This window comes from Tabrizicola fusiformis, assembly GCF_013328815.1.
In the GTDB taxonomy this organism is placed as follows: domain Bacteria; phylum Pseudomonadota; class Alphaproteobacteria; order Rhodobacterales; family Rhodobacteraceae; genus Fuscibacter.
On the sequence record NZ_JABUHN010000005.1, the window covers coordinates 209655 to 235353 of the forward strand.

At 64.9% G+C, this 25699-nt stretch carries 26 protein-coding genes; 9 read left to right on the forward strand and 17 right to left on the reverse strand.

Annotation, left to right across the window (positions count from 1 at the left end):
• The first annotated feature begins 367 nt into the window (after positions 1-367).
• From HS053_RS09955 to HS053_RS09965, 3 genes are all read left to right on the forward strand, one after another.
• Positions 368-529: a complement resistance protein TraT gene (locus tag HS053_RS09955; RefSeq protein ID WP_241699810.1), complete on the forward strand. Its 162-nt coding sequence runs from the start codon at positions 368-370 to the stop codon at positions 527-529.
• A 119-nt stretch (positions 530-648) separates the two neighbouring features.
• Positions 649-2652: an acetyl-CoA carboxylase biotin carboxylase subunit gene (locus HS053_RS09960; RefSeq protein WP_174211089.1), complete on the forward strand. Its 2004-nt coding sequence runs from the start codon at positions 649-651 to the stop codon at positions 2650-2652.
• 30 nt (positions 2653-2682) lie between these two features.
• Positions 2683-3234: a hypothetical protein gene (locus tag HS053_RS09965; RefSeq protein ID WP_174211090.1), complete on the forward strand. Its 552-nt coding sequence runs from the start codon at positions 2683-2685 to the stop codon at positions 3232-3234.
• A 43-nt stretch (positions 3235-3277) separates the two neighbouring features.
• Here HS053_RS09965 and HS053_RS09970 read toward each other — a convergent pair whose 3' ends face one another.
• Positions 3278-3721 (reverse strand): DUF4174 domain-containing protein, encoded by a 444-nt coding sequence (locus HS053_RS09970; protein WP_174211091.1) that lies wholly within the window; start codon positions 3719-3721, stop codon positions 3278-3280.
• 71 nt (positions 3722-3792) lie between these two features.
• Between HS053_RS09970 and scpA the strand changes: the two genes are divergently transcribed.
• Positions 3793-5919: a methylmalonyl-CoA mutase gene (scpA, locus tag HS053_RS09975; RefSeq protein ID WP_174211092.1), complete on the forward strand. Its 2127-nt coding sequence runs from the start codon at positions 3793-3795 to the stop codon at positions 5917-5919.
• A gap of 61 nt (positions 5920-5980) precedes the next feature.
• On the opposite strand, the gene HS053_RS09980 is transcribed toward scpA, so the two are convergent.
• From HS053_RS09980 to HS053_RS10025, 10 genes are all read right to left on the reverse strand, one after another.
• Positions 5981-6346 carry a hypothetical protein gene (locus HS053_RS09980; protein WP_174211093.1) on the reverse strand — a complete coding sequence of 122 codons (366 nt, stop codon included), beginning with the start codon at positions 6344-6346 and terminating at the stop codon, positions 5981-5983.
• 31 nt (positions 6347-6377) lie between these two features.
• Positions 6378-7448 carry an endonuclease/exonuclease/phosphatase family protein gene (locus HS053_RS09985; RefSeq protein WP_174211094.1) on the reverse strand — a complete coding sequence of 357 codons (1071 nt, stop codon included), beginning with the start codon at positions 7446-7448 and terminating at the stop codon, positions 6378-6380.
• On the reverse strand, positions 7445-8149 hold the full coding sequence (locus HS053_RS09990) for a TerB family tellurite resistance protein (RefSeq protein WP_174211095.1): 705 nt from the start codon (positions 8147-8149) through the stop codon (positions 7445-7447). Before HS053_RS09990 ends, HS053_RS09985 begins: the two co-directional genes overlap by 4 nt.
• Positions 8150-8181: 32 nt before the next feature.
• Complete coding sequence (locus HS053_RS09995) at positions 8182-8658, reverse strand: GNAT family N-acetyltransferase (protein WP_174211096.1); 477 nt, start codon at positions 8656-8658, stop codon at positions 8182-8184.
• A complete protein-coding gene (locus HS053_RS10000; RefSeq protein ID WP_174211097.1) occupies positions 8655-9269 on the reverse strand; it encodes a VOC family protein in 615 nt (204 codons plus the stop codon). The genes HS053_RS09995 and HS053_RS10000 overlap by 4 nt, the downstream gene beginning before the upstream one ends.
• The gene (locus HS053_RS10005) at positions 9269-10807 is read right to left on the reverse strand and encodes a Ppx/GppA family phosphatase (protein WP_174211098.1); all 1539 of its coding nucleotides are present in this window, start codon (positions 10805-10807) and stop codon (positions 9269-9271) included. The genes HS053_RS10000 and HS053_RS10005 overlap by 1 nt, the downstream gene beginning before the upstream one ends.
• Positions 10808-10829: 22 nt before the next feature.
• On the reverse strand, positions 10830-12992 hold the full coding sequence (locus HS053_RS10010) for an RNA degradosome polyphosphate kinase (RefSeq protein WP_174211099.1): 2163 nt from the start codon (positions 12990-12992) through the stop codon (positions 10830-10832).
• Positions 12993-13048: 56 nt separating this feature from the next.
• Positions 13049-13723 carry a P-loop NTPase family protein gene (locus HS053_RS10015; RefSeq protein WP_174211100.1) on the reverse strand — a complete coding sequence of 225 codons (675 nt, stop codon included), beginning with the start codon at positions 13721-13723 and terminating at the stop codon, positions 13049-13051.
• Positions 13720-14802 (reverse strand): AI-2E family transporter, encoded by a 1083-nt coding sequence (locus HS053_RS10020; protein ID WP_174211101.1) that lies wholly within the window; start codon positions 14800-14802, stop codon positions 13720-13722. The genes HS053_RS10015 and HS053_RS10020 overlap by 4 nt, the downstream gene beginning before the upstream one ends.
• A gap of 78 nt (positions 14803-14880) precedes the next feature.
• Positions 14881-15795: a hypothetical protein gene (locus HS053_RS10025; protein WP_174211102.1), complete on the reverse strand. Its 915-nt coding sequence runs from the start codon at positions 15793-15795 to the stop codon at positions 14881-14883.
• Positions 15796-15918: 123 nt separating this feature from the next.
• On the opposite strand from HS053_RS10025, the gene proS reads away from it, so the two are divergent.
• Entirely contained in the window at positions 15919-17256 is a 1338-nt protein-coding gene (gene proS / locus HS053_RS10030) for a proline--tRNA ligase (RefSeq protein WP_174211103.1), read from the forward strand.
• Between the two features lie 39 nt (positions 17257-17295).
• On the opposite strand, the gene HS053_RS10035 is transcribed toward proS, so the two are convergent.
• Both HS053_RS10035 and HS053_RS10040 read right to left on the reverse strand, forming a co-directional pair.
• On the reverse strand, positions 17296-18222 hold the full coding sequence (locus HS053_RS10035; RefSeq protein ID WP_174211104.1) for a quinone oxidoreductase family protein: 927 nt from the start codon (positions 18220-18222) through the stop codon (positions 17296-17298).
• 76 nt (positions 18223-18298) lie between these two features.
• Positions 18299-19057, reverse strand: a complete 759-nt coding sequence (locus HS053_RS10040; RefSeq protein WP_174211105.1) for a hypothetical protein — start codon at positions 19055-19057, stop codon at positions 18299-18301.
• 139 nt (positions 19058-19196) lie between these two features.
• Here HS053_RS10040 and HS053_RS10045 point away from each other — a divergent pair, with 139 nt between their 5' ends.
• From HS053_RS10045 to HS053_RS10060, 4 genes are all read left to right on the forward strand, one after another.
• Positions 19197-19688: a DUF2937 family protein gene (locus HS053_RS10045; RefSeq protein ID WP_174211106.1), complete on the forward strand. Its 492-nt coding sequence runs from the start codon at positions 19197-19199 to the stop codon at positions 19686-19688.
• A 131-nt stretch (positions 19689-19819) separates the two neighbouring features.
• Positions 19820-21103, forward strand: a complete 1284-nt coding sequence (locus HS053_RS10050) for a lipoprotein-releasing ABC transporter permease subunit (protein ID WP_174211107.1) — start codon at positions 19820-19822, stop codon at positions 21101-21103.
• The gene (locus tag HS053_RS10055; protein WP_174211108.1) at positions 21096-21773 is read left to right on the forward strand and encodes an ABC transporter ATP-binding protein; all 678 of its coding nucleotides are present in this window, start codon (positions 21096-21098) and stop codon (positions 21771-21773) included. Before HS053_RS10050 ends, HS053_RS10055 begins: the two co-directional genes overlap by 8 nt.
• Positions 21774-21812: 39 nt before the next feature.
• Entirely contained in the window at positions 21813-22205 is a 393-nt protein-coding gene (locus HS053_RS10060) for a c-type cytochrome (protein ID WP_174211109.1), read from the forward strand.
• Here the strand turns inward: HS053_RS10060 and HS053_RS10065 are convergent, their stop codons facing one another.
• From HS053_RS10065 to HS053_RS10080, 4 genes are all read right to left on the reverse strand, one after another.
• A complete protein-coding gene (locus HS053_RS10065) occupies positions 22206-22817 on the reverse strand; it encodes a hypothetical protein (protein WP_174211110.1) in 612 nt (203 codons plus the stop codon). It abuts the gene before it with no gap.
• A gap of 69 nt (positions 22818-22886) precedes the next feature.
• Complete coding sequence (locus tag HS053_RS10070) at positions 22887-23285, reverse strand: hypothetical protein (RefSeq protein ID WP_174211111.1); 399 nt, start codon at positions 23283-23285, stop codon at positions 22887-22889.
• On the reverse strand, positions 23278-25233 hold the full coding sequence (gene parE / locus HS053_RS10075) for a DNA topoisomerase IV subunit B (RefSeq protein WP_174211112.1): 1956 nt from the start codon (positions 25231-25233) through the stop codon (positions 23278-23280). Before parE ends, HS053_RS10070 begins: the two co-directional genes overlap by 8 nt.
• A 100-nt stretch (positions 25234-25333) precedes the next feature.
• Positions 25334-25684: a DUF1127 domain-containing protein gene (locus tag HS053_RS10080; protein ID WP_174211113.1), complete on the reverse strand. Its 351-nt coding sequence runs from the start codon at positions 25682-25684 to the stop codon at positions 25334-25336.
• Positions 25685-25699 lie beyond the last annotated feature (15 nt).

Here is a 25699-nt window from a genome sequence, read left to right on the forward strand (position 1 = left end):
TTCCGCGCAAGCCCTTGTCTTTCCGGCAGCAATTCGCCCAAGCCTCTGGTCTGGGCAAAGCCGCGTTTGCACCGACTCGGGCCTTGTCGCAGGATGCCCGCATGGCGTGTGAGACCTGTTCCTCGGTTCTTGCCCACCTTGACTGTTACCCTTTCCCTTCCCCCTGGCCTGGCCCCTTGCGGGTCAGGCCATTTTTCACGGCACGTCGGCAAAGCGATGCCGATGCCGTGAATGACGGGATTTTTCAGTGTTCTTTTCCGGCGGATTCGCTAGACTCGGTCGCAATAAAAACCAGCGACCGAGGCAGTCAAACATGCGTAAATCCATCCTTCTACTTGCCCTTTTCACCCTGCCGCTTGCCGGCTGCATGCAAGACCCGGCTTCGCGCGGGCTTGCCGGTGCGGCGACTGGCGCGCTTGTCGCCGATGCGACCGGCGGCAGCGCCATCAATGGCGCGGTCATCGGCGGTCTGGCCGGTGTTGCCACCTGTGGCGTCAATCTGGGCCTGCCGCCCTGCTACAACCAATAACCTGACCGCCGCTTCGGCGGCGTCACCCGTTCGACAGGGGCCAACCGGGCAAACCGCCCGGTTGGCCCTTTTGCATTCCGCTATCCGGCCCCGGCCCGGCCACCACGAGGGAGAGAGCCATGTTCAAGAAAATCCTGATCGCTAACCGGGGCGAAATCGCCTGCCGCGTCATCAAATCGGCGCGCAAGATGGGTATTAAGACCGTTGCCGTCTATTCCGACGCCGACCGCAACGCGCTGCACGTCAAGATGGCGGATGAGGCGGTGCATATCGGCCCGCCGCCCGCGAACCAGTCTTACATCGTGATCGACAAGATCATGGAGGCCATCCGCCAGACCGGCGCCGAGGCGGTGCATCCGGGCTATGGCTTCCTGTCGGAAAACATGAACTTTGCCGCGGCGCTCGAAGCGGCGGGTGTGGTTTTCGTCGGCCCGCCGTCCCCCGCGATTGAGGCGATGGGCGACAAGATCACCTCGAAAAAGCTGGCGATGGAAGCCGGGGTTTCCACGGTTCCGGGCTATATGGGCCTGATCGCCGACGCCGATGAGGCGGTGAAAATCTCGGGCCAGATCGGCTATCCTGTGATGATCAAGGCCTCTGCCGGCGGTGGCGGCAAGGGGATGCGGATTGCCTGGAACGATCAGGAGGCCCGCGAAGGCTTTGAATCCTCCAAGAACGAGGCGGCCAACAGCTTTGGCGACGACCGGATCTTCATCGAGAAGTTCGTGACGCAGCCCCGCCACATCGAAATTCAGGTGCTGGCCGACAAGCACGGCAATTGCGTCTACCTGCACGAACGCGAATGCTCGATCCAGCGGCGGAACCAGAAGGTCATCGAAGAGGCACCCTCGCCCTTCCTTGACGCGGCGACCCGCAAGGCGATGGGCGAACAAGCCTGCGCGCTGGCCAAGGCGGTGGGCTATACCAGCGCGGGAACGGTGGAATTCATCGTCGATGGCAACCGCAACTTCTATTTCCTTGAAATGAACACCCGGTTGCAGGTGGAACATCCGGTGACCGAACTGATCACCGGCGTTGACCTTGTGGAGCAGATGATCCGTGTCGCCAATGGTGAGCCGCTGCCCTTCAAACAGGAAGACCTGAAAATCAACGGCTGGGCGATGGAAAGCCGCCTTTACGCCGAAGACCCCTATCGCAACTTCCTGCCCTCGATCGGCCGGCTGACCCGTTATCGCCCGCCGGTGGAAGGGGCGACCCCGCGCGGCGGCATCGTGCGCAACGATACCGGCGTGTTCGAGGGCGGCGAGATCAGCATGTTCTACGACCCGATGATCGCCAAGCTCTGCACATGGGGCGAAACCCGCGACAAAGCCATCGAAGAGATGCGGCTGGCGCTGGACACGTTCGAGGTTGAGGGCATCGGTCACAACCTGCCCTTCGTCGGCGCGGTGATGGACCATCCGCGCTTTGTCTCGGGCAATATCACCACCGCCTTCATTGCCGAGGAATATCCCGAAGGGTTCCAGGGTGCCGTTCTGGACGAGGCGACGCTGCGCAAGGTTGCCGCCTCTGCCGCCGCGATGAACCGGGTTGCCGAGATTCGCCGCACCCGGATTTCCGGCACGATGGACAACCATACGCGGCGTGTGGGCGATGACTGGGTGGTCGCGGTGCAGGGGCAGGCTTTTGCCGTGCGGATCGTGGCCGATGCGCAGGGTTCGACCGTGGTGTTCGAGGATGGCGCCAAGCTGCGGGTGGAAAGCGACTGGACCCCCGGTCAGCCGCTTGCCCGGCTGGGCGTGAATGGTGAGCCGGTGGTGATCAAGACCGCCAAGATCCCGATGGGCTTCCGCATGCGGCTGCGCGGCGCTGACCTCAAGGTTTTCGTCCGCACCCCCCGCGCCCATCAGCTTGCCGGTCTGATGCTGGAGAAGCTGCCGCCGGACACCTCGAAATACCTGCTTTGCCCGATGCCCGGTCTGGTGGTGAAGATCGCCGTCGAAGAGGGACAAGAGGTGCAGGAAGGTCAGGCGCTGGCCACGGTCGAGGCGATGAAGATGGAAAACATCCTCAAGGCCGAGCGCCGCGGCGTGGTCAAGGCCATCAAAGCCAGCCCCGGCGCCAGCCTGCGGGTGGACGATGTGATCATGGAGTTTGAATAACGCGGCGGAAGGAAGGAGCGAGGCGTATCGATGGGCTACTCCTTGTCAATCCTTGTCTGGGATATGGCCGATTTTCCGCGGGTCGCTTCCAACTTCGGCTGGGCGATCGGAGGGGAGTTCGACCCGAATGCTGGAATGCTTCGGCATGTCCCTCCATTGGCGACCGCAGGGGTGAATCGCCGGCAGCTTGTATTCGTCAACCACAAATCCCTACGGGCGGCGACCCTGCTGGATGTTCGGAGGATTTCCGAAGTGGCACCTACCTTGCATTTCTGGGTCAATGACACCTCCGGCGCGACCAACTTTTCCGGGCACGCAAATGGGTCAGACCTGTGGGCGGTCTGGGCCGTGGATGACGAATACCATGTTGAGGGCGAGCCACCGTTTGATGTCCAAAGCTTCGTCGAGATGGTCACGGACGAGGCGGAACATGCTCGCCTTGAATATGGCGATGACGAAGGCGAGGTCGATTGGTACCGGCTGCCCGTTCGCGCGTTTGAAGCGGTAGTCGGCATGACACATTCCGGCAATTGGCCAAGGCCCTGCTTTTTTATGTCGGGAGAAAATCCTCTTGTTGGTTAACCCCGCAACCGATGTCGGAAACTTGGGTCAGTCGCTGTCGCGCCTACCGCCCCGAAGGATGCTGCTCCAGCGCCTCGGCGCGGGCCAGCGGCATCTTGTCGATGGCGCGGGTGATCTCGCGGGCGTCCCAGGGCAGCGGCTTGCGCAGCGTCGGCTTCCAGTCCTTGTCCATCAGGATCAGCGCGAACCCCCGGGGACGCAAGGTGTGGCGCAATTCGGTCGGGTTCGAGGGATCAGTGTCGATGACCACGATCACGTCGCGCTCGGCCAGATCGGCGGCACCGCGCGCCAGAAGCGCCATCTGGCGTTGAAACGCCGGATCGTCCGGGCTGTCGGCAAAGACGACAACCGGCCGGTGGACGAACAGATGATCGGCCACCGCCACATCGGTGGCGGCCACGGGGGCGAATACCTCATCGGCTGGGGCAGGGCCTGCGAGGGTCAGCGCCAGAAACAGAAATGTAAGCGGTTTGAAGCGGTGGATCATGCTCTTGATATAGGGCGCCTTCGCCAGAACCCCAAGCGCCGGGCGGCCCTCCCGGCATGTCGGAGGAAGTCATGACGGATGTGAAGGCATGGGAGGCGCTGGCCTCGAAGGAGCTGAAGGGTAAAGACCCGGCAAGCCTGAACTGGCAGACGCTGGAAGGCATCACGGTCAAGCCGCTTTATACGGCGGCGGATACCGCTGGTCTGGCGCAGACCGCCGAGCTGCCCGGCATCGCTCCCTTTACCCGCGGCGTGCGGGCGACGATGTATGCCGGGCGGCCCTGGACGATCCGGCAATATGCGGGCTTTTCCACCGCCGAGGAATCAAATGCCTTCTACCGCAAGGCGCTGGCGGCGGGGCAGCAGGGCGTCTCGGTCGCCTTCGACCTTGCCACCCACCGCGGCTATGACTCGGATCATCCCCGCGTGGTGGGCGATGTCGGCAAGGCGGGTGTCGCCATCGACTCGGTCGAGGACATGAAGATCCTGTTCGACGGCATCCCGTTGGAAAAGATCAGCGTTTCCATGACGATGAACGGCGCGGTGATTCCGATCCTGGCAAATTTCATCGTCACCGGCGAAGAGCAGGGCGTGTCGCGGGCGGATCTGTCCGGCACCATCCAGAATGATATCCTCAAAGAGTTCATGGTGCGGAACACCTATGTCTATCCGCCCGAACCCTCGATGCGGATCATTGCCGACATCATCGAATACACCTCCAAAGAGATGGCCAAGTTCAACAGCATTTCGATCTCCGGCTATCACATGCAGGAGGCGGGGGCGAACCTTGTGCAGGAGCTGGCCTATACGCTGGCTGACGGGCGCGAATATGTCCGCGCCGCCATCGCGCGGGGGATGAATGTTGATGATTTCGCAGGAAGGCTGTCGTTCTTCTTCGCCATCGGCATGAATTTCTTCATGGAGGCGGCCAAGCTGCGCGCGGCGCGGCAGCTTTGGACGCGCATCATGCAGGAATTCAACCCCAAGAAATCGGGCAGCCTGATGCTGCGCACCCATTGCCAGACCTCGGGTGTGTCGCTGCAAGAGGCCGATCCCTATAACAACGTCATCCGCACCGCCTATGAGGCGATGGCGGCGGCGCTGGGCGGCACGCAGTCGCTGCACACCAATGCGCTGGATGAGGCGATTGCCCTGCCGACCGAGTTTTCGGCGCGGATCGCGCGGAACACTCAGCTTATCCTGCAAGAGGAAACCGGCATCACCCATGTCGTCGATCCGCTGGCTGGGTCGTATTACGTCGAAAGCCTGACGGCGGAACTGGCCGAAAAGGCATGGGCGCTGATCGAAGAGGTCGAGGCGATGGGCGGCATGACCAAGGCGGTCGCCACCGGAATGCCCAAACTGCGGATCGAGGAATCGGCGGCGCGGCGGCAGGCGCTGATCGACCGGGGCGAAGAAGTGATCGTTGGCGTCAACAAATACCGCAAGGCCAAGGAAGATCCGATCGACATTCTGGACATCGACAACGTCAAGGTGCGCGATGCGCAGATCGCGCGGCTGAACGCCACCCGCGCCGCCCGCGATGAGGCGGCCTGTCAGGCCGCCTTGGCGGAACTGTCGCGCCGTGCTGCCGAGGGCGGCAACCTGCTTGAGGGCGCGGTCGCCGCGGCCCGGGCCCGCGCCACTGTCGGAGAGATTTCGGACGCCATGGAAAAGGTCTTTGGCCGCCACCGTGCGGAAGTCAAAACCCTCGCCGGGGTTTACGGCGCCGCTTATGAGGGCGATGCCGGCTTTGAAGCCATCCAGAAGGATGTCGAAGCCTTTGCCGAGGAGGAAGGCCGCCGCCCCCGGATGCTGGTCGTCAAGATGGGGCAGGACGGGCATGACCGCGGTGCCAAGGTGATCGCCACCGCCTTTGCCGATATCGGCTTTGACGTGGACGTGGGGCCCTTGTTCCAGACACCCGAGGAAGCCGCGCAGGATGCCATCGACAATGACGTGCATGTCGTCGGCATCTCTTCGCAGGCGGCAGGACACAAGACGCTGGCGCCCAAGCTGATCGAGGCGCTGCGCGAACGGGGGGCCGGGGATATTCTGGTGATCTGCGGCGGCGTCATTCCGCAGCAGGATTACGATTTCCTGACGGCGGCGGGTGTGAAAGCAATCTTCGGGCCGGGCACCAACATTCCCGACGCGGCCAAGAACATCCTGACGCTGATCCGTCAGGCGCGCGGCTGATCCAAGGCCCCGGAGTTTTCAAAAACTCCGGGGCGATTTCTTTGAAGAAATCGCTTTCTGGTCAGAGTTCGGTTTCCGCAGGCGGCCCTTCCGGGGCCGCCTTTTCTGCCTCAAGCTCTTGGGCCGTCTTGCGGCGGATCAGGATATCGCCATTCGGCAGCTTTTCCGGGGCATGGTAGTTCTGGAAATCGTCGATCATGCCGATCAACTCCAGAATCTGCGGCTTCAACTCTTCAAGCTTCGGTCCCAGCGCCTCAAGCGCGCCCTGCATGTCGTTCAGGGTCGGTTCCATCTCGGACATCAGCCCGCGCAGAAACATCTTCGCCCCCTCTTCCATAAGCGAGGGGGCCTCGGCCTCGGGCGCCGGGGGCTCTTGCGCGGCAAGCGGGGTGGCGGCCAGCGCCACAAGAAGGGCGATGCGTTTCATTCCCCCAATATGGGGCAGTCCGGGCCTATTTTCAAAGGGCAAGGTCCAGCGTGACCGGAAAGTGATCCGAGGCGGTCAGGAGCGCGTCGCGCAATTCCGGCACCGCCATGGCGCCCGGATCGTTGAACGGATGCCAGATCCGCCAATCGGCCCGGTCATTGGCCAGATCGGGCGAGACCATGATGAAATCCAGCAGCGCCTCGAAATAGCGTTTCTGCGGGGCCAGCCAGAAGCGCGCGGTGGTCGGCGCGATGCCGATACGGCTTTGCAGCGCCATTTCGGCATGGGGGTCATGCAGCCGCATCGCGGGGGGCTGGTCCAGCCCCAGCGCGATTTCCACCCCGGAATGGCCGAACAGCTTTTCATATTCGTCGATGCCGGGGCCGTCGTTAAAATCCCCCATCACGATCAGGCTTTCGCCGGCGGCCAGATGCCCCTCGATCCGGCGGCGCAGCCAGAGGCATTCGGCCAGTTGCTTGCGCCGGTTCTCGATGGAAATGCGGGTGAATTCGGCGGGTGTGACCGCGCCATGCGGGGCCTTGGATTTGGCGTGAACCCCGATCAGCCGCAGCGCCCTTCCATCGGCGCGCAAGGCAATCTCAAGCGGCGGCTTGGAAAAGCGGATCAATTCCTCGACCCCGTCCTGATCCAGATCGGCGCGCAGCCCGGTGTCAAAGCGTGGCGCCCCGGCGGCCCCTTGCGAGGGGGCGGGGGCGCCCTGCGGGTCGTGGCGGGCCTCGATCCGGTCAGGGTCGTAAAGAAAGGCGATTTCCTGTTCGGTTTCCGAGGTGAAGCCGTGCAGCGCCTTGCGGCAGCGCAGCCCGTAATGCCGCGCGAAATTCTCCAGCGCTGTCACGGTTGACCGCTTTGTGCCCTGATCGGGGGCTTCGATGATCATGACCCCATCGGCATCCAGCGCGGTGAAGACGATTCCCAGCGCCGTCAGTTGCTCGGCGCGGCTGATCTTGTAGCGGGCTGAAAGCTGCAAATCCTCCAGCAGCCGCCCGCGATCGTCAAACAGGGCGTTGAACCATTCGACATTGAAACTGGCCAGCCGCAGCGGCCGCGGCCCGGGGGCGGCGGGCGGTGCGGGGGCGGTCATGCCGCCCGCCGCTGCTGCAATTCCTCCCAGGCGGCATTGATGGCGATGAGCCTGCGCTCGGCCAGCTTGGCCGCCTCGGGCGGCACGCCGCGGGCGATCATCGCATCGGGGTGGTTTTCCTTGACCGCCTGCCGCCATGCAATGCGGATCTGGTCCAGCGGCGCGTCATGGGCCACGCCCAGCAGATCATAGGGGTCGCGCTGGGTGCCTTCAACCAGCCTTGCACGGATGGCCAGATAGCAGCGCCGGTCCAGCCCGAAAATCTCGGCGACATGGGCGAGGAAAGCCTCTTCATTCTCGTGCAGGATGTCATCGGCCAGCGCGATGTGAAACAACCCCTCGATCAGGTCGATGAAAAGGGCACGATTGTCGGGGTGGTCCTTGTCGCGGAACATCGCGGCAATCTTGCGGGCATAGGCATCAAATCCTGCCACATCCTGCCGGGCGAGATTGAAGACGCGGGCGGCATTCGCCTCTTCCTCGGGCGCCAGCGTGAAGACACGGCGGAAGGCCATCACCTCATCCCGCGTCACCGCGCCATCAGCCTTGGCCATCTTGGCCCCCAGTGCAATCACCGCGATGGTGAACCCGACCGAGCGTTCCGGTTCGGGCCGGCTGCGCAGAAGGTCAAAGACATGCGCCAAAGGCTCGCCCTGGGCGAGGGCGGCAAGCGCTTCGGTGATGCGGGTCCAGATCGACATGGGCGGCAGCATAGCGACCTTGCCGGGGGCTGTCAGGAGAGGATTTTCTGCATCAGCACAAGGTCGAGCCAGCGACCCCATTTGAACCCCGCCTCGCGCACGCGACCGCATTCTTTATAGCCGATTGCCGCGTGAAAGCTTTGCCCCGGCAGGTTTTCGCCCGACACTCCGGCGATCATCGTATGGGCGCCGGCGGCGCGGGCATGATCCTCAAGCGCGGTCATCAGGCCGCGGCCCAGCCCCTTGCCCCATGCGGGTGCGGCCAGATGCACCGAATGCTCCATCGCGCGGGCATAGCCGGGGCCGCCGCGAAACTGGCCATAGGTCGCATGGCCCGCGACGGCACCCGCCACCTCGGCCACCCACCAAGGGGTGCGCCGGGCGATCTGCGTGGCAATGTCGGCGGGGTCTTTCTCGACCGTGGTGAAGGTATGCGTCGTCTCGCGGATCAGGGCATTCCAGATTGCGGCGATGGCTTCGGCATCAGCGGGGGTTGCCGGGCGGATCATTCCAGAACCCGGGTGCCATGTGGGGTGGAAAAGCTGGCGCGCATCGCCTTTTCCGGCCCATCGACAAAGATCACCCGCGGGTCGTCGAACAACGGTGCCAGAACCGCGCGCAGGGCCGCCGCGCCCGGATGCGCCACCTCAAGCCGGATCAGGCGCAGACCGGCATCGGGCAGGGTCTGGGCCGGGTGCAGCGTGCCTTGCCAATGGATCAGCGCCGGAAAGCAACTGTCGAAGGGCAGGGTGCCATCGGCAGGCACCGCCATCTGCCAGCGGTAATCGCCGCGCTGCAACGAGACCGGCGTGCCGCAGCCGGGCGGCGCGGCGGCCAGCACGGCATCCAGATCATCGCAGCGGGCAATCCAGTTGGTCAGGCGCGGGCGGCCGGTGAAATTGTCCATGTCGAACCAGCGCGGCCATGTCGGGCGGGTTGCGTCCGGGTCGGCGGCAATCACCTCAAGGTAAAGGTCGCCAAGACCCAGAAGGCGGTTGTGCGTGGCCATATGCGGATGCTTGCCGCCGCCCGCCAACGCCACGCCAAGCGCGGCCTCGACCGCCGCAACCCCTGCGTCCAGCGTTTCGGCCGTCACCGCCAGATGATCGAAAGTCAGCATCATACCAGTTCCTCAAGCCGCGTCGTGGCCTTGAGCGCCAGTGCCAGCGCGGTAAAGCGCGCCTGCGCCACCTCGCCGAACAATCCGCGGCCGTCTTCGGTCAGGTGCAGTTCCAGCACCCGCTTTTTCGGCTGCCAGACCAGCCGCCCGGCCCGCGCCGGATCGCCGACCGAGAACATCGCGCCAAAGCGCAGCGCCTTGCCCAGCACCTCTGCCTCTTGCAGCTCATCCTCGGTCAAAAGGGTGAACAGCCGCTCCATCCGGCTACCGGCGCGGCTGTTCTTGTAGCGGTGCAGCAGCGCCAGCCCAAGGAAGACGCGCCCCGGATGGTCCAGACCGCCAAGGTTGGCGCGGGTGGCATTGTCAAAACAGGCTTCGGCCCGATAATCGGGGTGCGCGCGCCATGTGGTGTCATGCAACAGGCAGGCGGCCTTGATCAGCCGCAGCCGTTCATCGCTGACGCCCTTGAACAGGGGTTCGAGAAACTCGAACAGCTTCTTGCCAAAGCCGGGCATCCGCGACGACAGTTGTTCTGCCATGCGGGCGGCCTCGATCAGCGGGTCGCGCTGGCGCAGGCGGTCGGGCATCTGTTCGTAAAGCAGGCCCTCGCGGATGCCATAGGCGGAAACGTCGATCTCGCTGGGCTTGAACATGGCGATCAGTTCGCGCAGCACTTCGCAGGCTTGCGGCACCAGTTCCATCCGTTCGGGGCTGGTGCCGGTGCGGGCACGCAGCACGGCAAGGTCGCTGGTGGCGATCCAGTCCAGCGTGTCGATCAGGCCCTTGGGCGTCATGCGATATTCGTGCAGCACGGTCAGCGGATAATTCCGCCGCTCCATGTCCAGCCGGGCGATCACCCGCCAGGAACCGCCGACCAGATAGATCCGCTCGCCCTCGGATTTCAGTTCGGCCTGACATTCCTTCAGGATGCGGTCGATATGGGTGGCGCGTTTCTTGGGCGTGTCGGCGACCTGTTGCAGGCGGAACGGCCCCAGAGGCGTGGACACCCGGCGCCCGACCTTGCCATCGCCGATCCGCGCCAGTTCCATCGAGTTGCCGCCCATGTCGCAGACGATGCCGCGCGCTTCGGGCCAGCCCAGCAGCACGCCCTGCGCCGAAAGCCGCGCTTCTTCGCCGCCGTCGATCACCCACAGCTTCAGCCCGGTTTCGCGCAGCACCTGCAACTGAAACTCGGGGCCGTCCTCGGCCTCGCGCGTGGCGGCGGTGGCTACCACGGTCAGCGTCTCGATCCCCATGCCCTTGGCCAGAAGCGAGAAGCGTTTCAGCGCCGCCAGCGCCCGCCGCCGCCCATCGGGGTTGAGGCGCCCGGTTTCGGCCAGCCCCTTGCCCAGGCCGCACATGATCTTTTCGTTGTAGAAGTAGGCCGGGCTGCGGGCGGCGCCATCAAACACCACCATCCGCACCGAGTTGGACCCGACATCGACCACCCCCACCCGGCTCAGGGCGCGGGCCGAAGGATCATCGAACAGCGGCCTGCCAAAGGGGCCGTGGTCGTCGTCAGATGGGGTGGCAGCCATGGCGGCAGTCCTTTCAGGCAGGTCAGGCGATGCGGGCAACGTCCTTGTCCCCGGCCGTGCCACGGCCCGAGAGTGAGGGGTTTTCCATGAAGAAACGATGGCAGTTGAAGCCTTTGCCCTGCATCGCGGCAAGGTCGCGCTGATAGCTGCCATCGGGGCGCAGGATCCAGCTCTGCTCGGTATCGGCAAGGTTGGCGGCCATGATCTGGCCGACGATCTGCGCCTTGACGGTGGGGTTCAGGATATCCACCATCGTCTCGACCCGCCGCGTCAGGTTGCGGCCCATCCAGTCGGCGGACGAGATGAAGACCCGCGCCGTCTTGCCCGGCAGACCGCCGCCATTGCCGAAACAGACGATCCGGCTGTGTTCCAGAAACCGCCCGACGATCGACTTGACGCGGATGTTCTCGGACAGGCCGCGGACCCCGGGGCGCAGGCCGCAGATGCCGCGCACGATGAGGTTGATCTTCACCCCGGCATTGCTGGCGGCATAAAGCGCGTCGATCACATCCGGGTCGATCAGGCTGTTGATCTTGGCCCAGATTTCCGCCGGGCGCCCCTCGCGGGCATGATCGGCCTCGGCTGCGATCATCTGCAACAGCCGGGGTTTCAGCGTGATCGGCGAAATCGCCAGATTCTCCAGCCCCTGCGGCTGCACATAGCCCGACAGGTAGTTGAAGACCTTGGTCGCATCGCGCCCCAGCGCGGCATCGCAGGTAAAGAACGACAGGTCGGTGTAAATTCGCGCGGTGATCGGGTGATAGTTGCCGGTGCCATAATGGGTATAGGTCACCAGATTGTCGCCCTCACGTCGGACGACGGTGCTGATCTTGGCATGGGTCTTGTAGTTGATGAAGCCGTAAACCACATGGGCGCCGGCCCGTTCCAGCCGCCGGCTTTGCCGGATGTTCGCCGCCTCGTCGAACCGCGCCTTCAGCTCCACCAACGCGGTGACAGACTTGCCCGCCTCGGCCGCCTCACAGAGGGCGCCGACGATGGGGCTGTCCCAGCTTGTGCGGTAAAGCGTCTGTTTGATGGCCAGAACGTTCGGATCGCGCGCCGCCTGTTCCAGAAAGCGGATCACCAGATCGAAGGTTTCGTAAGGATGATGCAGCAGCATATCCTTTTGCTTGATTGCCGCGAACATGTCGCCGCCGTGGTCCTGCACCCGTTCCGGCACGCGGGGGGTGAAGGGCGGCCACAGCAGATCGCCGCGCGACGACAGCACCAGTTCCTTGAGGTCGGCGATGCCCAGCATCCCGCGCACCTCGACCACCTCGTCCTCGGTGACGCCCAGTTCCTCCATGATCAGCGCGCGCAGTTCCGGCGGGGCGCCCGCCGACATCTTCATGCGGATCACTTCGCCCCGGCGGCGGCGTTTCAGCGCGGTTTCAAATTCGCGCACCAGATCTTCGGCTTCGTCCTCGACTTCCAGATCGCTGTCGCGCAGCACGCGGAACAGGCAATGGCCCCGGCTGGAATAGCCAGGAAACAGCATGTCCAGATGCAGGAGAAGCAGTTCCTCCAGCGGAAGGAAACGATTCTCGCCCGGCTTGGAGGGCAGGGCGACGAAACGGGCAATCTGCTGCGGGATCGGCAACAGCGCCTTGAGGGTGCGCAGATCCGTCTCGCGCTCCAGTTCCAGCGCCAGCGAAAAGCCGGTGTTGGGAATGAAGGGGAAGGGATGCGCCGGGTCGATGGCCAGCGGCGACAGAACCGGAAAGACCTTGTTCAGGAAGTGGTCCTCAAGGAATTTCAGGTCGCGCGCCGTCAGCTTGGACCGGGTCAGAAGCTCGATCCCCGCGGCTTCCATCAGCCGTTTCAGCTTCTTGAACACGATCTGCTGCATCTGCATCAGCCGCCGGGCATCGGCATGTATCAGCGCCAGTTGCTGCGCCGGGGTGCAGCCGTCTTCCGATGGCATCGGATTGCCCGCCCGGGTCAGCGCCCGGATACCCGCGACGCGCACGGTATAGAATTCGTCCAGATTGGTGGCCGAGATCGACAGAAAGCGCAGCCGTTCCAGCAAGGGCACGGCGGGATTCGACGCTTCGTCCAGCACGCGCCAGTTGAAGGCCAGCCAACTGAGTTCGCGGTTGAAGAAGCGGCCCGGTCCGGTGACCTCGGCCTGCGGCAGGGTGACGGGGGCGGGATAGGCGGCTCTGAGGAAATCGGTGGGGATCATGGCGCGCTTGATAAGGGGCGGTTGTGACGGTTCGGTGACGGTCTTGCGACAGTGTTTCACTCGGGGTCGGGGCTGTCCAGCATCTCGGCGGCAAGGGCGCGGGTGACCGCCCGCCCGCCGGCCAGCGCACGGGCGTCCAGCGCCGCGACAAGCGCGCGGGCGGCGGCGATGGAACGCTCCATCCGCAGGACCAGATAGGGGATCAGGTTGGGCGGCACCACGATCTGGCGGTCGGAAAACAGCTTGACCAGCACCGCCGACAACAGGGCGTCGTCGGGCGCCTCAAGCCGGGCCAGCGGTGCCGCCTGCATCCGGCTGAGAAGGTCGGGCAGCGCCAAGCCCCAGTCGCGCGGCGGGGTGGCGGCGGTGACCAGAAGGCGACCCGTTGGCAGGATCAGGTTGTGCAGGTGGAACAGCGCCTCTTCGCAGGCGGGCAGGCCCGATGCGCTCTCGGCATCCTCGACGACCACGCGGGGGCCAAGATCGCGCAAGGAGGCGGTCTCAAGATCGCGGGCGGCAATTCGGGTCGCGCCGGCCTCTTCGGCCCAGATATGCGCCAGATGGGTCTTGCCCGCCCCCGGCGGCCCCGCCAGCACCAGCTTGCCCCCCGGCCAGTTCGCCCAATCCCCGACCGCGGCCAGCGCCGTGGCATTGGCAGGCGACACGAAGAACCCTTCGCGCCCATAGCGTTCCGCATGGGCGAGGTCGAAGGCCAGTTGCCGGGGTGTCACGCCTGATCCTCGTCCTCGGGGATGCGCCCCTCGATGCCGCGATAAAGCAGGCTGTCGTGATATTGCGACAGGGCAAAGCGTGTCAGCACCCCCAGCGAGGCCGCGACAGGCACCGCCACCAGCATTCCGGCAAAGCCGAAGACCGAACCGAAAGCCGAAAGCGCGAACAACAGCCAGACCGGATGTAGCCCGACCGAATTGCCCACCAGCTTGGGCGTCAGCACATTGCCTTCCAGAAACTGGCCCACGGCAAAGATCACCGCGACCGCGCCGATGGAAAACCAGTCGCCCCAGAACTGGAACAGTGCAAGGCCGATAGCCAGCCCGCCGCCCACCAGCGCACCGACATAGGGAATGAAGGTGATGGTCCCGGCAATCGCCCCCACCACAAGGCCGAATTGCAGCCCGGCGATCATCAGCGCGACCGAGTAATAGATGCCCAGCACCAGACAGACCGACAATTGCCCGCGCACGAAGGCCGACAGCACCGCGTCAATCTCGCCCGCAAGGCGGCGGATCACCGGGGCATGGTCGCGCGGCAACAGGGTGTCGATGCGGGCAATCATATGGTCCCAGTCCATCAGCAGATAGAAGGCCACCACCGGCACCACCAGCAGGAAGACCGCCGCCGAAATCACCCCCATGACCGAGGCAAGCAGCCCTTCGGCCAGCTCGGCCCCCTTGGATTGCACTGTGGTCGCCAGTTTTGCCAGCGTCTGGCGTACGACCGAGGTGCTGTCGTTCAGCTCGGGGAACCGCTCTGTCAGGAAAGCCTGAAGCTTGCGCGCGATTTCGGGGGCGGCGTTGACCAATGCCGTCAACTGGTTCACCAGCGTCGGGATCACCGCCAGCACCAGCAGCACCACGATCAGCACGCCGACCACGGTGATCAGCGTGGTTGCGGCAATCCGGCCCAGTCCCGCCCGCTCCAGCCGGTCGGCAACCGGATCAAGGAAATAGGCCAGCGCGCCCCCCACCAGAAACGGCAGCAGGACCGAACCCAGAAACCACAGCATGACGAAGAACACCGCCAACGCGATGCTCCAGTATCTGACCTGATCGCGGATCGGTAATGCCATGCTCTGCCTTTGCCTTTCGTCAGAGATTGCCCATGCAGGCCGCAGTTTCAAGAGGCAGTCCAGCGGCGGTGCCTGCGCCTACCGCCGCTTGAGAAAGCCGGAATCGGGGCGCAGAAGCGTGATCGTGCCCGCCGGAAAGTTCCACAGGCTGGGTTGGGTCGCAAAGAACCCCGCACCCAGCCGCAGGAAATCCGACCCGGGATAGGGGCGCAGGTCCGCAGGTCCGCCCGCCTCGACCAGCCGCAAGGACAGATCGGCAAAGGGCGCCCCGCCAAGGTTCAGCGATTTCAGCACCACCCCGTCGCCGCTGGTTTGCAGCAGTCCCGCCGCCAGAAGGCGGGTGCGGGTTTCGGGGCGCAGATAGATCGTGCCATCGTCGCCGGTGTCCAGATCAATGGCGATGGGCATTTGCCCGATGAAACCCGCCGTGGTGGGCTGCTCCCCCGGCGCCATGGCAAAGCTCATCTCGGCCAGCACATCGGTCGCCGCAGGCGGGACAATGGCAAGCGCTCCGGCAGGGTCGGTGCGCAGGATGGTCAGCATCGTCCGGTTGTAGTCCAGCAGGAAGGCCCATGGCTCGACTATGGGGGCGCCGATGAAGCCCATGAAATCGCTGCCGAATGCGACCTCGGCAAATCCGAAATCGCCGCTGGTGACCTTGGCCGGGGCGGCAAAGGGCAGGCCGGCGATTTCCACCTGCGGCGCGTCGTGCAGATGCACGGTGATCTTCTGCCCCGAAGCGGCAAAGCCCTGCGCGGCATAATTGCCTGCGCCAAGTGCTGCCGCGTCGCGGTTGAAGAACAGCACCTCGGGCGTGCCGTTGTCGAACATCATCCGGCCCTTGGCACCGTTGACGGCCACCGTCAGCAGCGGCTTGCCCGCCACCACCTCGAAGGGCAGTTCGCGCCAGTTCTGGCCCTCGGGCAGGATCTGGGCGCCGGCGGGCAGCGCCAACAGGGCCACAAGGCCGGTCAGGACGGTCAGTTTCAGCATTGGCTCTCCGCAGGTTGCGCCCTGCCTAACAGGCATCGCCCCGCGCGGCAACGCCCGGCCCCGCTTGCGGGACCGCCCCCTTCCCGCTAGGAACGGCAAAACCCGTTCCCGATGAGGCCAAAAATGCGTCTGTCCCGCTATTTCCTGCCCGTGCTGAAGGAAAACCCCGCCGAGGCCCAGATCGTCTCGCACCGCTACATGCTGCGGGCGGGGATGATCAAGCAACAGGCGGCGGGCATCTATTCCTGGCTGCCGCTGGGCCTGCGGGTGCTGCGCCGGATCGAAGAGATCGTGAACCAGGAACAGATCCGCGCCGGGCATATCCCCTTGCTGATGCCCACGCTGCAACCGGCCGACCTCTGGCGCGAAAGCGGCCGCTATGACGATTACGGTCAGGAAATGCTGCGCATCACCGACCGGCAAAAGCGCGAAATGCTGTATGGGCCGACCAATGAAGAGATGATCACCGACATCTTCCGCGCCCATGTGAACAGCTACAAAGACCTGCCGCTGACGCTCTACCATATCCAGTGGAAGTTCCGGGACGAGATGCGGCCCCGCTTTGGCGTGATGCGCGGACGCGAGTTCCTGATGAAGGACGGCTACAACTTCGACGTGGACAAAGAGGCGGCCCTGCATGCCTATAACCGCCACATGGTCAGCTATCTGCGCACCTATGAACGCATGGGCCTGACCGCGATCCCGATGCGGGCGGCCTCTGGCCCGATCGGCGGCGACAACACCCACGAATTCCTTGTCCTGGCCAATACGGGCGAGTCCGAAGTCTTCTATGACGACCGGGTGACCCAGTTGAAACTGGGCAACCGCGAGGTGGATTATGACGACCGCGCCGAGGTTGAAGGTGTGTGCCGCGAGTTCACCACGCTTTATGCCCGCACCGACGAAACCCATGACGCGGCGCTGTTCGACCAGATCCCGGAAGAACACCGCAAGGTAGGCCGTGGCATCGAGGTGGGGCAGATCTTCTACTTCGGCACCAAATATTCCGAAGCGATGGGGGCGACGGTGGTGACCAAGGACGGCGCCAAGGTGCCGGTCGAAATGGGCAGCCACGGCATCGGCGTGTCGCGTCTTCTGGGCGCGATCATCGAGGCCAGCCATGACGACAAGGGCATCATCTGGCCCGAGGGGGTCACGCCCTTCCCGGTGGGCATCGTGAACCTGAAACAGGGTGATGCGGCGGCGGATGCCGCCTGTGCCAGCCTTGAAAAGGCGCTGCTGGCCAAGGGGCTGGAGCCGCTTTACGACGACCGCGACGAACGGGCCGGGGCGAAATTCGCCACGATGGACCTGATCGGCCTGCCGTGGCGCATCACGGTCGGGCCGCGCGGGCTGGCGGCGGGCGTGGTCGAGCTGACCTCGCGCCGCACGGGGGAAAGCGAAGAGCTGTCGCCGGAGGCGGCGGTGGACCGCATCGCGCAAATCTACGCCGGGCGCTGAGGCGCGGGCGGCGGGATCGGGGGGCCGCAGCCCCCCGTTTCACATCACCACCACCAGATTGCCGGGTTTGTGAAAGGTCTCGGCAATCGCATGGGCTTGGGCCAGTTCGGCAAAGGGCAGGCATTGGCCCAATACCGGGCGATAGGCGCCCGCCGTGTAAAGCGCGATCAGCCGCTCCATCTTGGCACGGCCCTCACCGGATGGCCCGGCAAAGACCCGGGGGCGCAGCAGCGCGCCCAGCGTGGCGGCCATATCCCCGCTGATCAGCCCCAAACGTCCGCCCGGCGCAAGATGGGACTGCGGCGCGCGCAGGGTGCCGATCACGTCCAGAACCACATCGAACCTGCCGCCGATCTTCTGGCTGCGATAGTCGATCACCTCTGCCGCCCCCAGCCGCTGCGCCAGCGCGTGATTGCTCGCCGAGGCTACGGCGGTGACCGTGGCGCCCAGATGCCGCGCGATCTGCAGCGCGGCAGAGCCGACGGCCCCCGTCGCGCCGTTGATCAACAGCCGCTCTCCGGCTTGCAGCCTGCATTTGTCGATCAGATATTCCGCCGCCGTCAGCCCGCCAAAGAAAAAGGCCGCACCCTCTTCGAAACTCAGCCCGTCGGGCAGGGGCATCACCTGTTCGGCCCTGACGGCCAGATATTCGGCATGGGCGCCGCCCCTGATGCCCGCAATCCCGAACACCCGCTGCCCGCTGGCCGGGTCAACCCCGGCAAAGGCCCAGCCGGGCGGGTTGCGGGGGCGGCTCCACCCCAAGGCCAGCCGCATCAGCAGCCCGAAGCCGCGCGGCACCTTGCCCGAGCGCATCCGCGCATCGCCCGCCGTGACCGGCGCCGCGCGCACCTGCACCAGCACTTCGCCGGGGCCGGGCTGCGGCAGGGGCCGCTCCGCGATCACCACGGCATCCGGCCCGCCGTAATGGGTGACGCGGGCGGCTTTCATCGTCTGGGGCAGGGGCATTCGGGCGGCTTTCCTTGGCAAAGCGCTCAGCTTGCCAGCCGGAAGGAGGGCTGGCGAGGCAGGAATTCCAGACTTTTCAAGCGGATTTTGCCCACTCACCGCGGGCGGCGGCCAGCAGCCAGTCCGGGGCCGTTTTGCGATAGGCGTTGCACAGCACCACCACCGCAAGAGTGGTGGAAAAGAGCCCGAAGAGGCTGAAGAACCCCTGCAACAGCCAGACGACAGGCAGCAGCGGCCAGCTTGACCAATCCGCGCCCGGCAAAAGGGCAAGACCTGCGATGACAGCGACGCCAACGGCGATGCCGGCAATCGAGAACAGGACCGGCCCGATCAGCAACCCGCCCAGAACCGGCAGAGCGGTGGCCCTGATCCGCCCGAAGGTCGCGCCAATGCCGAAACGGCCGCCCGCCACATAGGCGGGCATCGCGGTGCCGAACAGCACCAGAAGCAGGCCGTAGGTGAGCAAGGTAATCGGCACAAACAGCGACAAGAAGCTGGTCCGGCTGAATTGCTCCGGGCCGAGCGCAGAATATCCGACCACGCCCGCTGCCAAACGCAGGCCGAAGAAGACCTGCAACAGCAAGAAGAACTTGACGCCTCCCCGCGTCGTGCCCGCAAGCCGGGTTTCAAAGCCGTCGATCACCGAACGGCCGAGAAGGATGTGGCGATGCAGGCCGAAAACGAATGTGGAGTGCAAGGCGAGGAGCAGAAACAGACGAGCTGCCCTTGAAGAGAGGGGCAGTTGGTCACGCAGGACCAACTGCACAGCAAACAAAAGATAGAACCACAGATTGCCGCGCAGGCAGGTCCAGGATTGGCGGTAAAGGGAAATCATCAGGGCCTCGGGGTTGTGCCGCGCAACGGTGCAACGGCGGGGGGGGGGGGCGTCAAGGCTTTGCCGATGGCGGGGTGGCGGTCTCGACACCGGGCGGGGGGCGTGCGACTCTGGTGTCGAAGCGGAGGCGGAGGCGCGCATGTTGCGGATACTGGCACTGGCGGGCGGTGTGGCGGGGGCGGCCTCGCTGTCGCAATTCCCGGAATTCTCGCAGCAATACCTTCAGCGGCTGGCGGGGCAAGTCGATGCGCTGACGCTGGTGGTGGCCGAGTTTGACGCGACCGCCGCCGCCAATGGCCTGACGCGGGACGCCGCGCTGCAAGAGGTCAAGGGCTCGGCCTTTCTCGACGACCGGCGCGACGACCTGACCCGCGCCTTTGCCCGACAGAGCCGCCTTGCCGACAACCTGACGGCCCTGCGTGCCGCCACCCCGTTGCAGCGGCTGACCATGCCGCAGCGTCTGGCCGATCCCGAGACGCTGCAGGCGACCTGGGCCGATTTCCGTCCGGCGGTGCCAGTCACGCTGGACGGCGGGATTTGCGCGCTGGCGGGATATCTGGGCGGCTGGTTGACCACGGCGGGGCTGTTGGCACTGCTCGCGGCGCCGTTCCGGCGACGGCGCCCCGCCTGAGCCGCGGAGCCGGTCGCGCTACAGCCGAAATCCCGGTAACATCGGCGTGCCCCGGGGCATAGTCCCGCCCCGCGACTTGACCCGGCCCCGTCCTGCGGCCACTCTGCGCCGCAAAACGAAAGAGCAGCACCGTGGCAACGACCGCACCCTTCTCCCGATTCGAATTTCTCATCGCCTGGCGCTATCTGCGCGCCAGACGGGCCGAGGGGGGCGTCTCGGTCATGACATGGATCAGCCTTGTCGGCATCACGCTGGCGGTCTTCGCTCTGATCGCCACGCTGGCGGTGCGGGCGGGGTTCCGGGCGGAACTGGTGGACACGATATTGGGCGCCAATGCCCATGTGACGGTCTATTCCGTGGGCCACCCCAGCAGCAGCGGCGCGATGATCAAGGGGTTCGAGGATTATGATGCGATTGCCGGGCGGCTTCTGGCCATCCCGGGCGTGACGCGGGCCGCCCCGCTGATCAAGGGGCAGATCATGGTCACGGCGGGCGAGGGCGCCGTGGGGGCCGAGGTCTTTGGCATCTCGCAGGCCAATCTCGAGACGATCCCCCGCGTGGGCCTTGGCGCCGATGCCTATGGTGACATCACGCGGTTCGATCAGGGCATCGCCATCGGTTCGGGCATCGCGCGCGAGCTGGGGGTGACGGTGGGCGACAAGCTGCGGCTGATCGCGCCTTCGGGGGTGAAAACCGCCTTCGGGTCAAGCCCGCGCGTCAATGCCTATGAGGTGGTCTATGTCTTTACCGCCGGGCGCTATGACATCGACAAGACCCGCATTTACATGCCCTTTGCCGAGGCACAGGTGTTTTTCAACCGCGAGGGGCTGGCGGATGAATTCGAGGTGATGGTCAAAGACCCCGAGAATATCGACGCCTACACCCTGCCGGTGATGCAGGCGGGCGGGGCGCAGGCGCTGCTCTGGACCTGGCGCGACAGTTCGGGCAGCTATCTGCGGGCGCTGACGATCGAGGACAATGTGATGTTCATCATCATGTCCATTCTGGTGCTGATCGCGGCGCTGAACATCATTTCCGGGCTGATCATGCTGGTCAAGAACAAGGGCCGCGACATCGGCATCCTGCGGACCATGGGGTTGACCGAAGGGTCGGTGCTGCGGATCTTCTTCATCTGCGGCGCCTTCACCGGGCTGGTGGGCACGGTGATGGGGGTGGTGCTGGGCTGTCTTTTCGCCATCTACATCGACCCGATCTTTTCCTTCGTGAACTATGTGGCGGGCGGCGGGGTCTGGGACCCGTCGATCCGCGGCATCTACAGTCTGCCGGCGCGGTTGCAGGTGGGGGATGTGGTGTCGGCGGTGGCGCTGTCGCTGGGGCTGTCGTTCTTCGTGACGCTGTTTCCTGCGCGGCGCGCGGCGCGGATGAACCCGGTGGAGGCGCTGCGCTATGAGTGATTTCGCGCTGGAACTGGCGGGGCTGGAAAAGGTCTATAACCGGGGCCGCCCGGGTGAGGTGGCCGTGCTGCGCGGTGCCACGCTTGAGGTGAAGCGGGGCGAGGTTGTGGCGCTGGTCGCCCCCTCCGGCGCGGGCAAATCGACGCTTCTGCATATCGCAGGGCTGCTGGACACGCCCGACGAAGGTTCGGTCGCCTTGGGCGGGCGCAATATGGAGGGGCTGTCCGACAAGGCCCGCACCGAGGCGCGGCGCGGCGAGGTCGGCTTCATCTACCAGTTTCACCATCTGTTGCCCGAGTTTACCGCACTGGAAAACGTGGTCATCCCGCAACTGGCCAATGGCGTTGCCCCGGCGCAGGCCGGGGCGCGGGCGATGGACCTTCTGGCGCGGGTCGGCGTGGCCGAACGCGCCAGCCACCGCCCTGCGGCCCTGTCGGGCGGTGAGCAGCAGCGCGTGGCCTTTTGCCGGGCGCTGGCCAACCAGCCGCGGCTTTTGCTGGCCGATGAGCCGACCGGCAACCTTGACCCGGCCACCTCGGAGCAGGTGTTTTCGGCGCTGATGGGGCTGGTGCGCGACACCGGGCTTGCGGCGCTGATCGCCACCCATAACATGGAACTGGCCGCGCGGATGGACCGCGTGGTGCGGCTGGATCAGGGCCGGGTCGTCTGACCCCCACCGCCCGGACAACGACGGATTATGGAGAACCCGATGCGCAAGCCTTTGATCGCCCTTCTGTTTCTGGCGGCCTGCGTGCCGGGCGCCAAAGACGGCCCCGATGCGGCCCAAGACTATGCCGATTATTGCTCTGCCTGCCATGGCGCCACGGGCAGGGGCGACGGCATCGCGGCGGCGGGGCTGTCGAAAAAGCCCGCCGACCTGACCCGGCTTGCCGCCCGCAATGGCGGTGCATTTCCGACAACGCGGGTGATGGCGCAGATCTGGGGCTATGCCAAGGCCAAGGGCCGCGGCGTGATGCCCGATTTCGCCCCGATGATGACGGGCGATCTGGTGCCCTATGACGGCGGCGACGGCATCGAAACGCCCACGCCCGAGCGTCTTGTGGCCTTGGCCGAATACCTCAAGACCCTGCAGGCAGAGTGATCATTTCACGCCGATATAGCGGCGATCCTTGTCGGTAAGCGCGCGTGCGCAGAGGCCGCCCCGGTCCAGCGCATAGCGGCTGCCGTCCATCCCCTGATATTCGACGCAGAGCATCAGCCCGGCCAGCGCCGCATCGGCGGCCTTGGCATTGGCCGTCTTCCACGCCTCGGGCAGCACATCGCCCGCCGGGAAGCGGATCAGGTCGGCGCCTTCGCCCACCGGAAAGACGGCACCGGGCTGCGGCGGGGCGGCAAGGGCCGCAACCCCGGCAGGCAGGCCCTGATTGACATTCGGCAGGCCCAGAAAATCCCAGAGGTTCAGCGTGGCGCTGTTGGCCGCATCGGGATAGCCCATCCATGTGACCGTGCCGTCCGGCGCCGCCAGCGCCATCCGCACCGCGATGATGACCGCAGGCCCCACCCCCTGATTGGATAGCCGCAACCCCGCACCGGGCCGCGCATCGGCCTGAAACACCAGCGCAGGCCGCACCGAAAGCGCGGCGGCTGCCCGCACCTCATCCCGCGTCTTCAGCGCCAGCCACCCGGCCCCCACCGCAGCGATCAGGGCCAGAAGCGAGAACAGGGCGGCAAGGCGCGAGGACAGGTTGGTCATGGAAAACTCCGCTTGAATGCCAAAGGTTTGGCAGAGCCAGGGACGCCCGGCAAGAGGAAGCAACGAGCTTCATCCCGGCGTCAGTAGTCGAAGTCCGAAGTCTCTAATGTCGCCGGATGCAACAAGCTCCCAGCGTCCCGATTGAAGCAACCAATAAGCTGAAGACTTGTCCATGCGCCAAGCAGAGCCCGACTGATCACGGAAGCGATATGGGGCGATCAATCCGTCATAGGACAGTCGTATGAAGTGGGCACATGCTTCGAAAAGGTGCTGGCGCGCGGTGTCGGGGCCGCCGATATCAGGGGACGGGCTAACATCCAGCCGGGTCGAGGCAAAAGGCAACGAACCCGCAGAATCCAATACAAGTGCGCTACAGTTTGGCAGATCGCGCACCGTGAAGCGGCCAGAGAGGTTCCCATCCTTCTCTATCAGAATATTTGGTAATTGCGGAATAGTGCCCTCAAACATCCAGCTCCTCCACAAACCGGGCGTTTTCCTGAATATACTGGAACCGCAGTTCCGGTTTCTTGCCCATCAGCCGTTCCACCAGATCGCCGGTTTCGCCCGGCGCGTCCTCGTCGATCGACACGCGGATCAGCTTGCGGGTTTCGGGGTTCATCGTGGTGTCTTTCAGGTCTTTGGCATCCATCTCGCCCAGACCTTTGAAGCGCTGCACGTCGATCTTGCCGCGCCCGCCCAGCCCCTTGGCCACCCAAGCCTCTTTCTCGGCATCATCTGCCACATACAGCCGCTGTGCCCCCTGCGTCAGCCGGTAAAGCGGCGGGCAGGCGAGGTAGAGGTGGCCCTTGTCGATCAGGGGCCGCATCTGGGAAAAGAAGAACGTCATCAGCAGGCTGGCAATATGGGCGCCGTCCACGTCAGCGTCGGTCATGATGATGATCTTGTCATAGCGCAGGTCATCGACCTTGAACTTGGTCCCCATCTGCACGCCCAAAGCCTCGCAGATGTCGCGGATTTCCGAATTGTCGTTCAGCTTGTTCGAGGCCGCGCCCAGCACGTTCAGGATCTTGCCCTTGAGCGGCAACAGCGCCTGCGTTTCCCGGTTGCGGGCGGCCTTGGCGGAACCACCGGCCGAGTCGCCTTCGACGATGAAAAGCTCGGTCCCTTCGCGGTTCTTGGCTGAACAATCGGTCAGCTTGCCGGGCAGGCGCAGCTTTTTGGTCGCCGTCTTGCGGGCGGTTTCCTTTTCCTGCCGCCGCCGCAGCCGTTCTTCGGCGCGCAGCACGAGGAAATCGAGGATCGCCCCCGCCGATTTCGGGTCGGCGGCCAGCCAGTTGTCGAAATGGTCGCGCACCGCGCCTTCGACATAGCGGGCAGCCTCTTCTGTCGCCAAGCGGTCCTTGGTCTGGCCTACGAATTGTGGCTCGCGGATGAAGCAACTGACCAAGGCGCAGCCGCCCGAGGTCAGGTCGTCGCGGGTGATCTGGTCCACCTTGCGGTTCTTGGCCAACTCGCCATAGGCGCGGATGCCCTTCAGGATCGCGGTCCAGAAGCCTGCCTCATGCGTGCCGCCTTCGGGTGTGGGCACCGTGTTGCAATAGGAATGGATGAACCCGTCGCGCACCGGCGTCCAGTTGATCGCCCATTCGACCGAGCCGGGGACGTTGTATTTCTCGGGGAAGCTGACCTTGCCCGCAAAGGGGCGGTCGGCATAGGTCGTGGTCTTCTCAAGCTGGTCCGACAGGTAATCGGCCAGCCCGCCCGGAAAGTGAAAGACCGCCTCCATCGGCGTGTCGCCATCGGGGATCGCGGTTTTCCAACGAATTTCAACGCCCGAGAACAGATAGGCTTTCGAGCGGACCATCCGCATGATCCGGCTTGGCTTGAAGGTCTGGCTGCCGAAAATCTCATGGTCGGGGTGAAAGGTCGTCGCGGTGCCGCGCCGGTTGGGGGCCGCACCCACCTTTTGCACCGGGCCCTTGGGGATGCCGCGCGAAAACTCCTGAACGAAAAGCTCCTTGTTGCGGGCCACTTCGACCCGCATCAGATCGGAGAGCGCATTGACAACCGAGGCGCCCACCCCGTGCAAGCCGCCCGAGGTGGCATAGGCATCGCCACCGAACTTGCCGCCCGCGTGCAGGGTGCAAAGGATCACCTCCAGCGCCGATTTGCCGGGGAATTTCGGATGGGGGTCAATCGGAATGCCGCGCCCGTTGTCGCGCACCGTCACCGAATTGTCGGCGTGCAACTCCACCTCGATCCGCGTGGCATGGCCTGCCACCGCCTCGTCCATCGAGTTGTCGAGGATCTCGGCCACCAGATGGTGCAGCGCCCGTTCATCGGTGCCGCCGATATACATGCCCGGCCGCTTGCGCACCGGCTCCAACCCTTCCAGCACCTCGATCGAGGAGGCGTCATAGGTCTGGCCGTTGCCGGAAAGAAGGTCGGAGGACATGGCTGCTCGATTCTTGTTATGGTCGGAATGCGCAGGCATTAGACCATCCCTGAGGGCAGGGGCGCAAGATGTGGGGGCAACTCAGGCCGGGCGGTGCAGCTCAGGACGCGGCAGCGGTGAAAGCCGCGGCATTCAGGCAGAAACCACAATCCTGCGGGCGCGACAGTTCCCCCCGCTCCAGCACAAGGGCGCAGGCGCCCCGGTCGCGGCAGGTGCCGCAGGTTTCCAGAAGTTCGACCCATGCGTTATGGTCGCGCTTCAACTCTTCGGCGCTGATGCCGAAAATTTCGCCCATGGCGACAACCCGGTCCGGCACGTCGGCGGGCATCCGCACAAAGCGTTCCACCTGATCGCGGGTCATGCCCAGATCGTCGAGTTCGCGGTCGCTGAGTGCCGAAACCTCGGCCAGATCGTGCCAGCGGTGCAGCAGGGTCTTGATACGTTGGAACATGGCAACCTCCCCTTG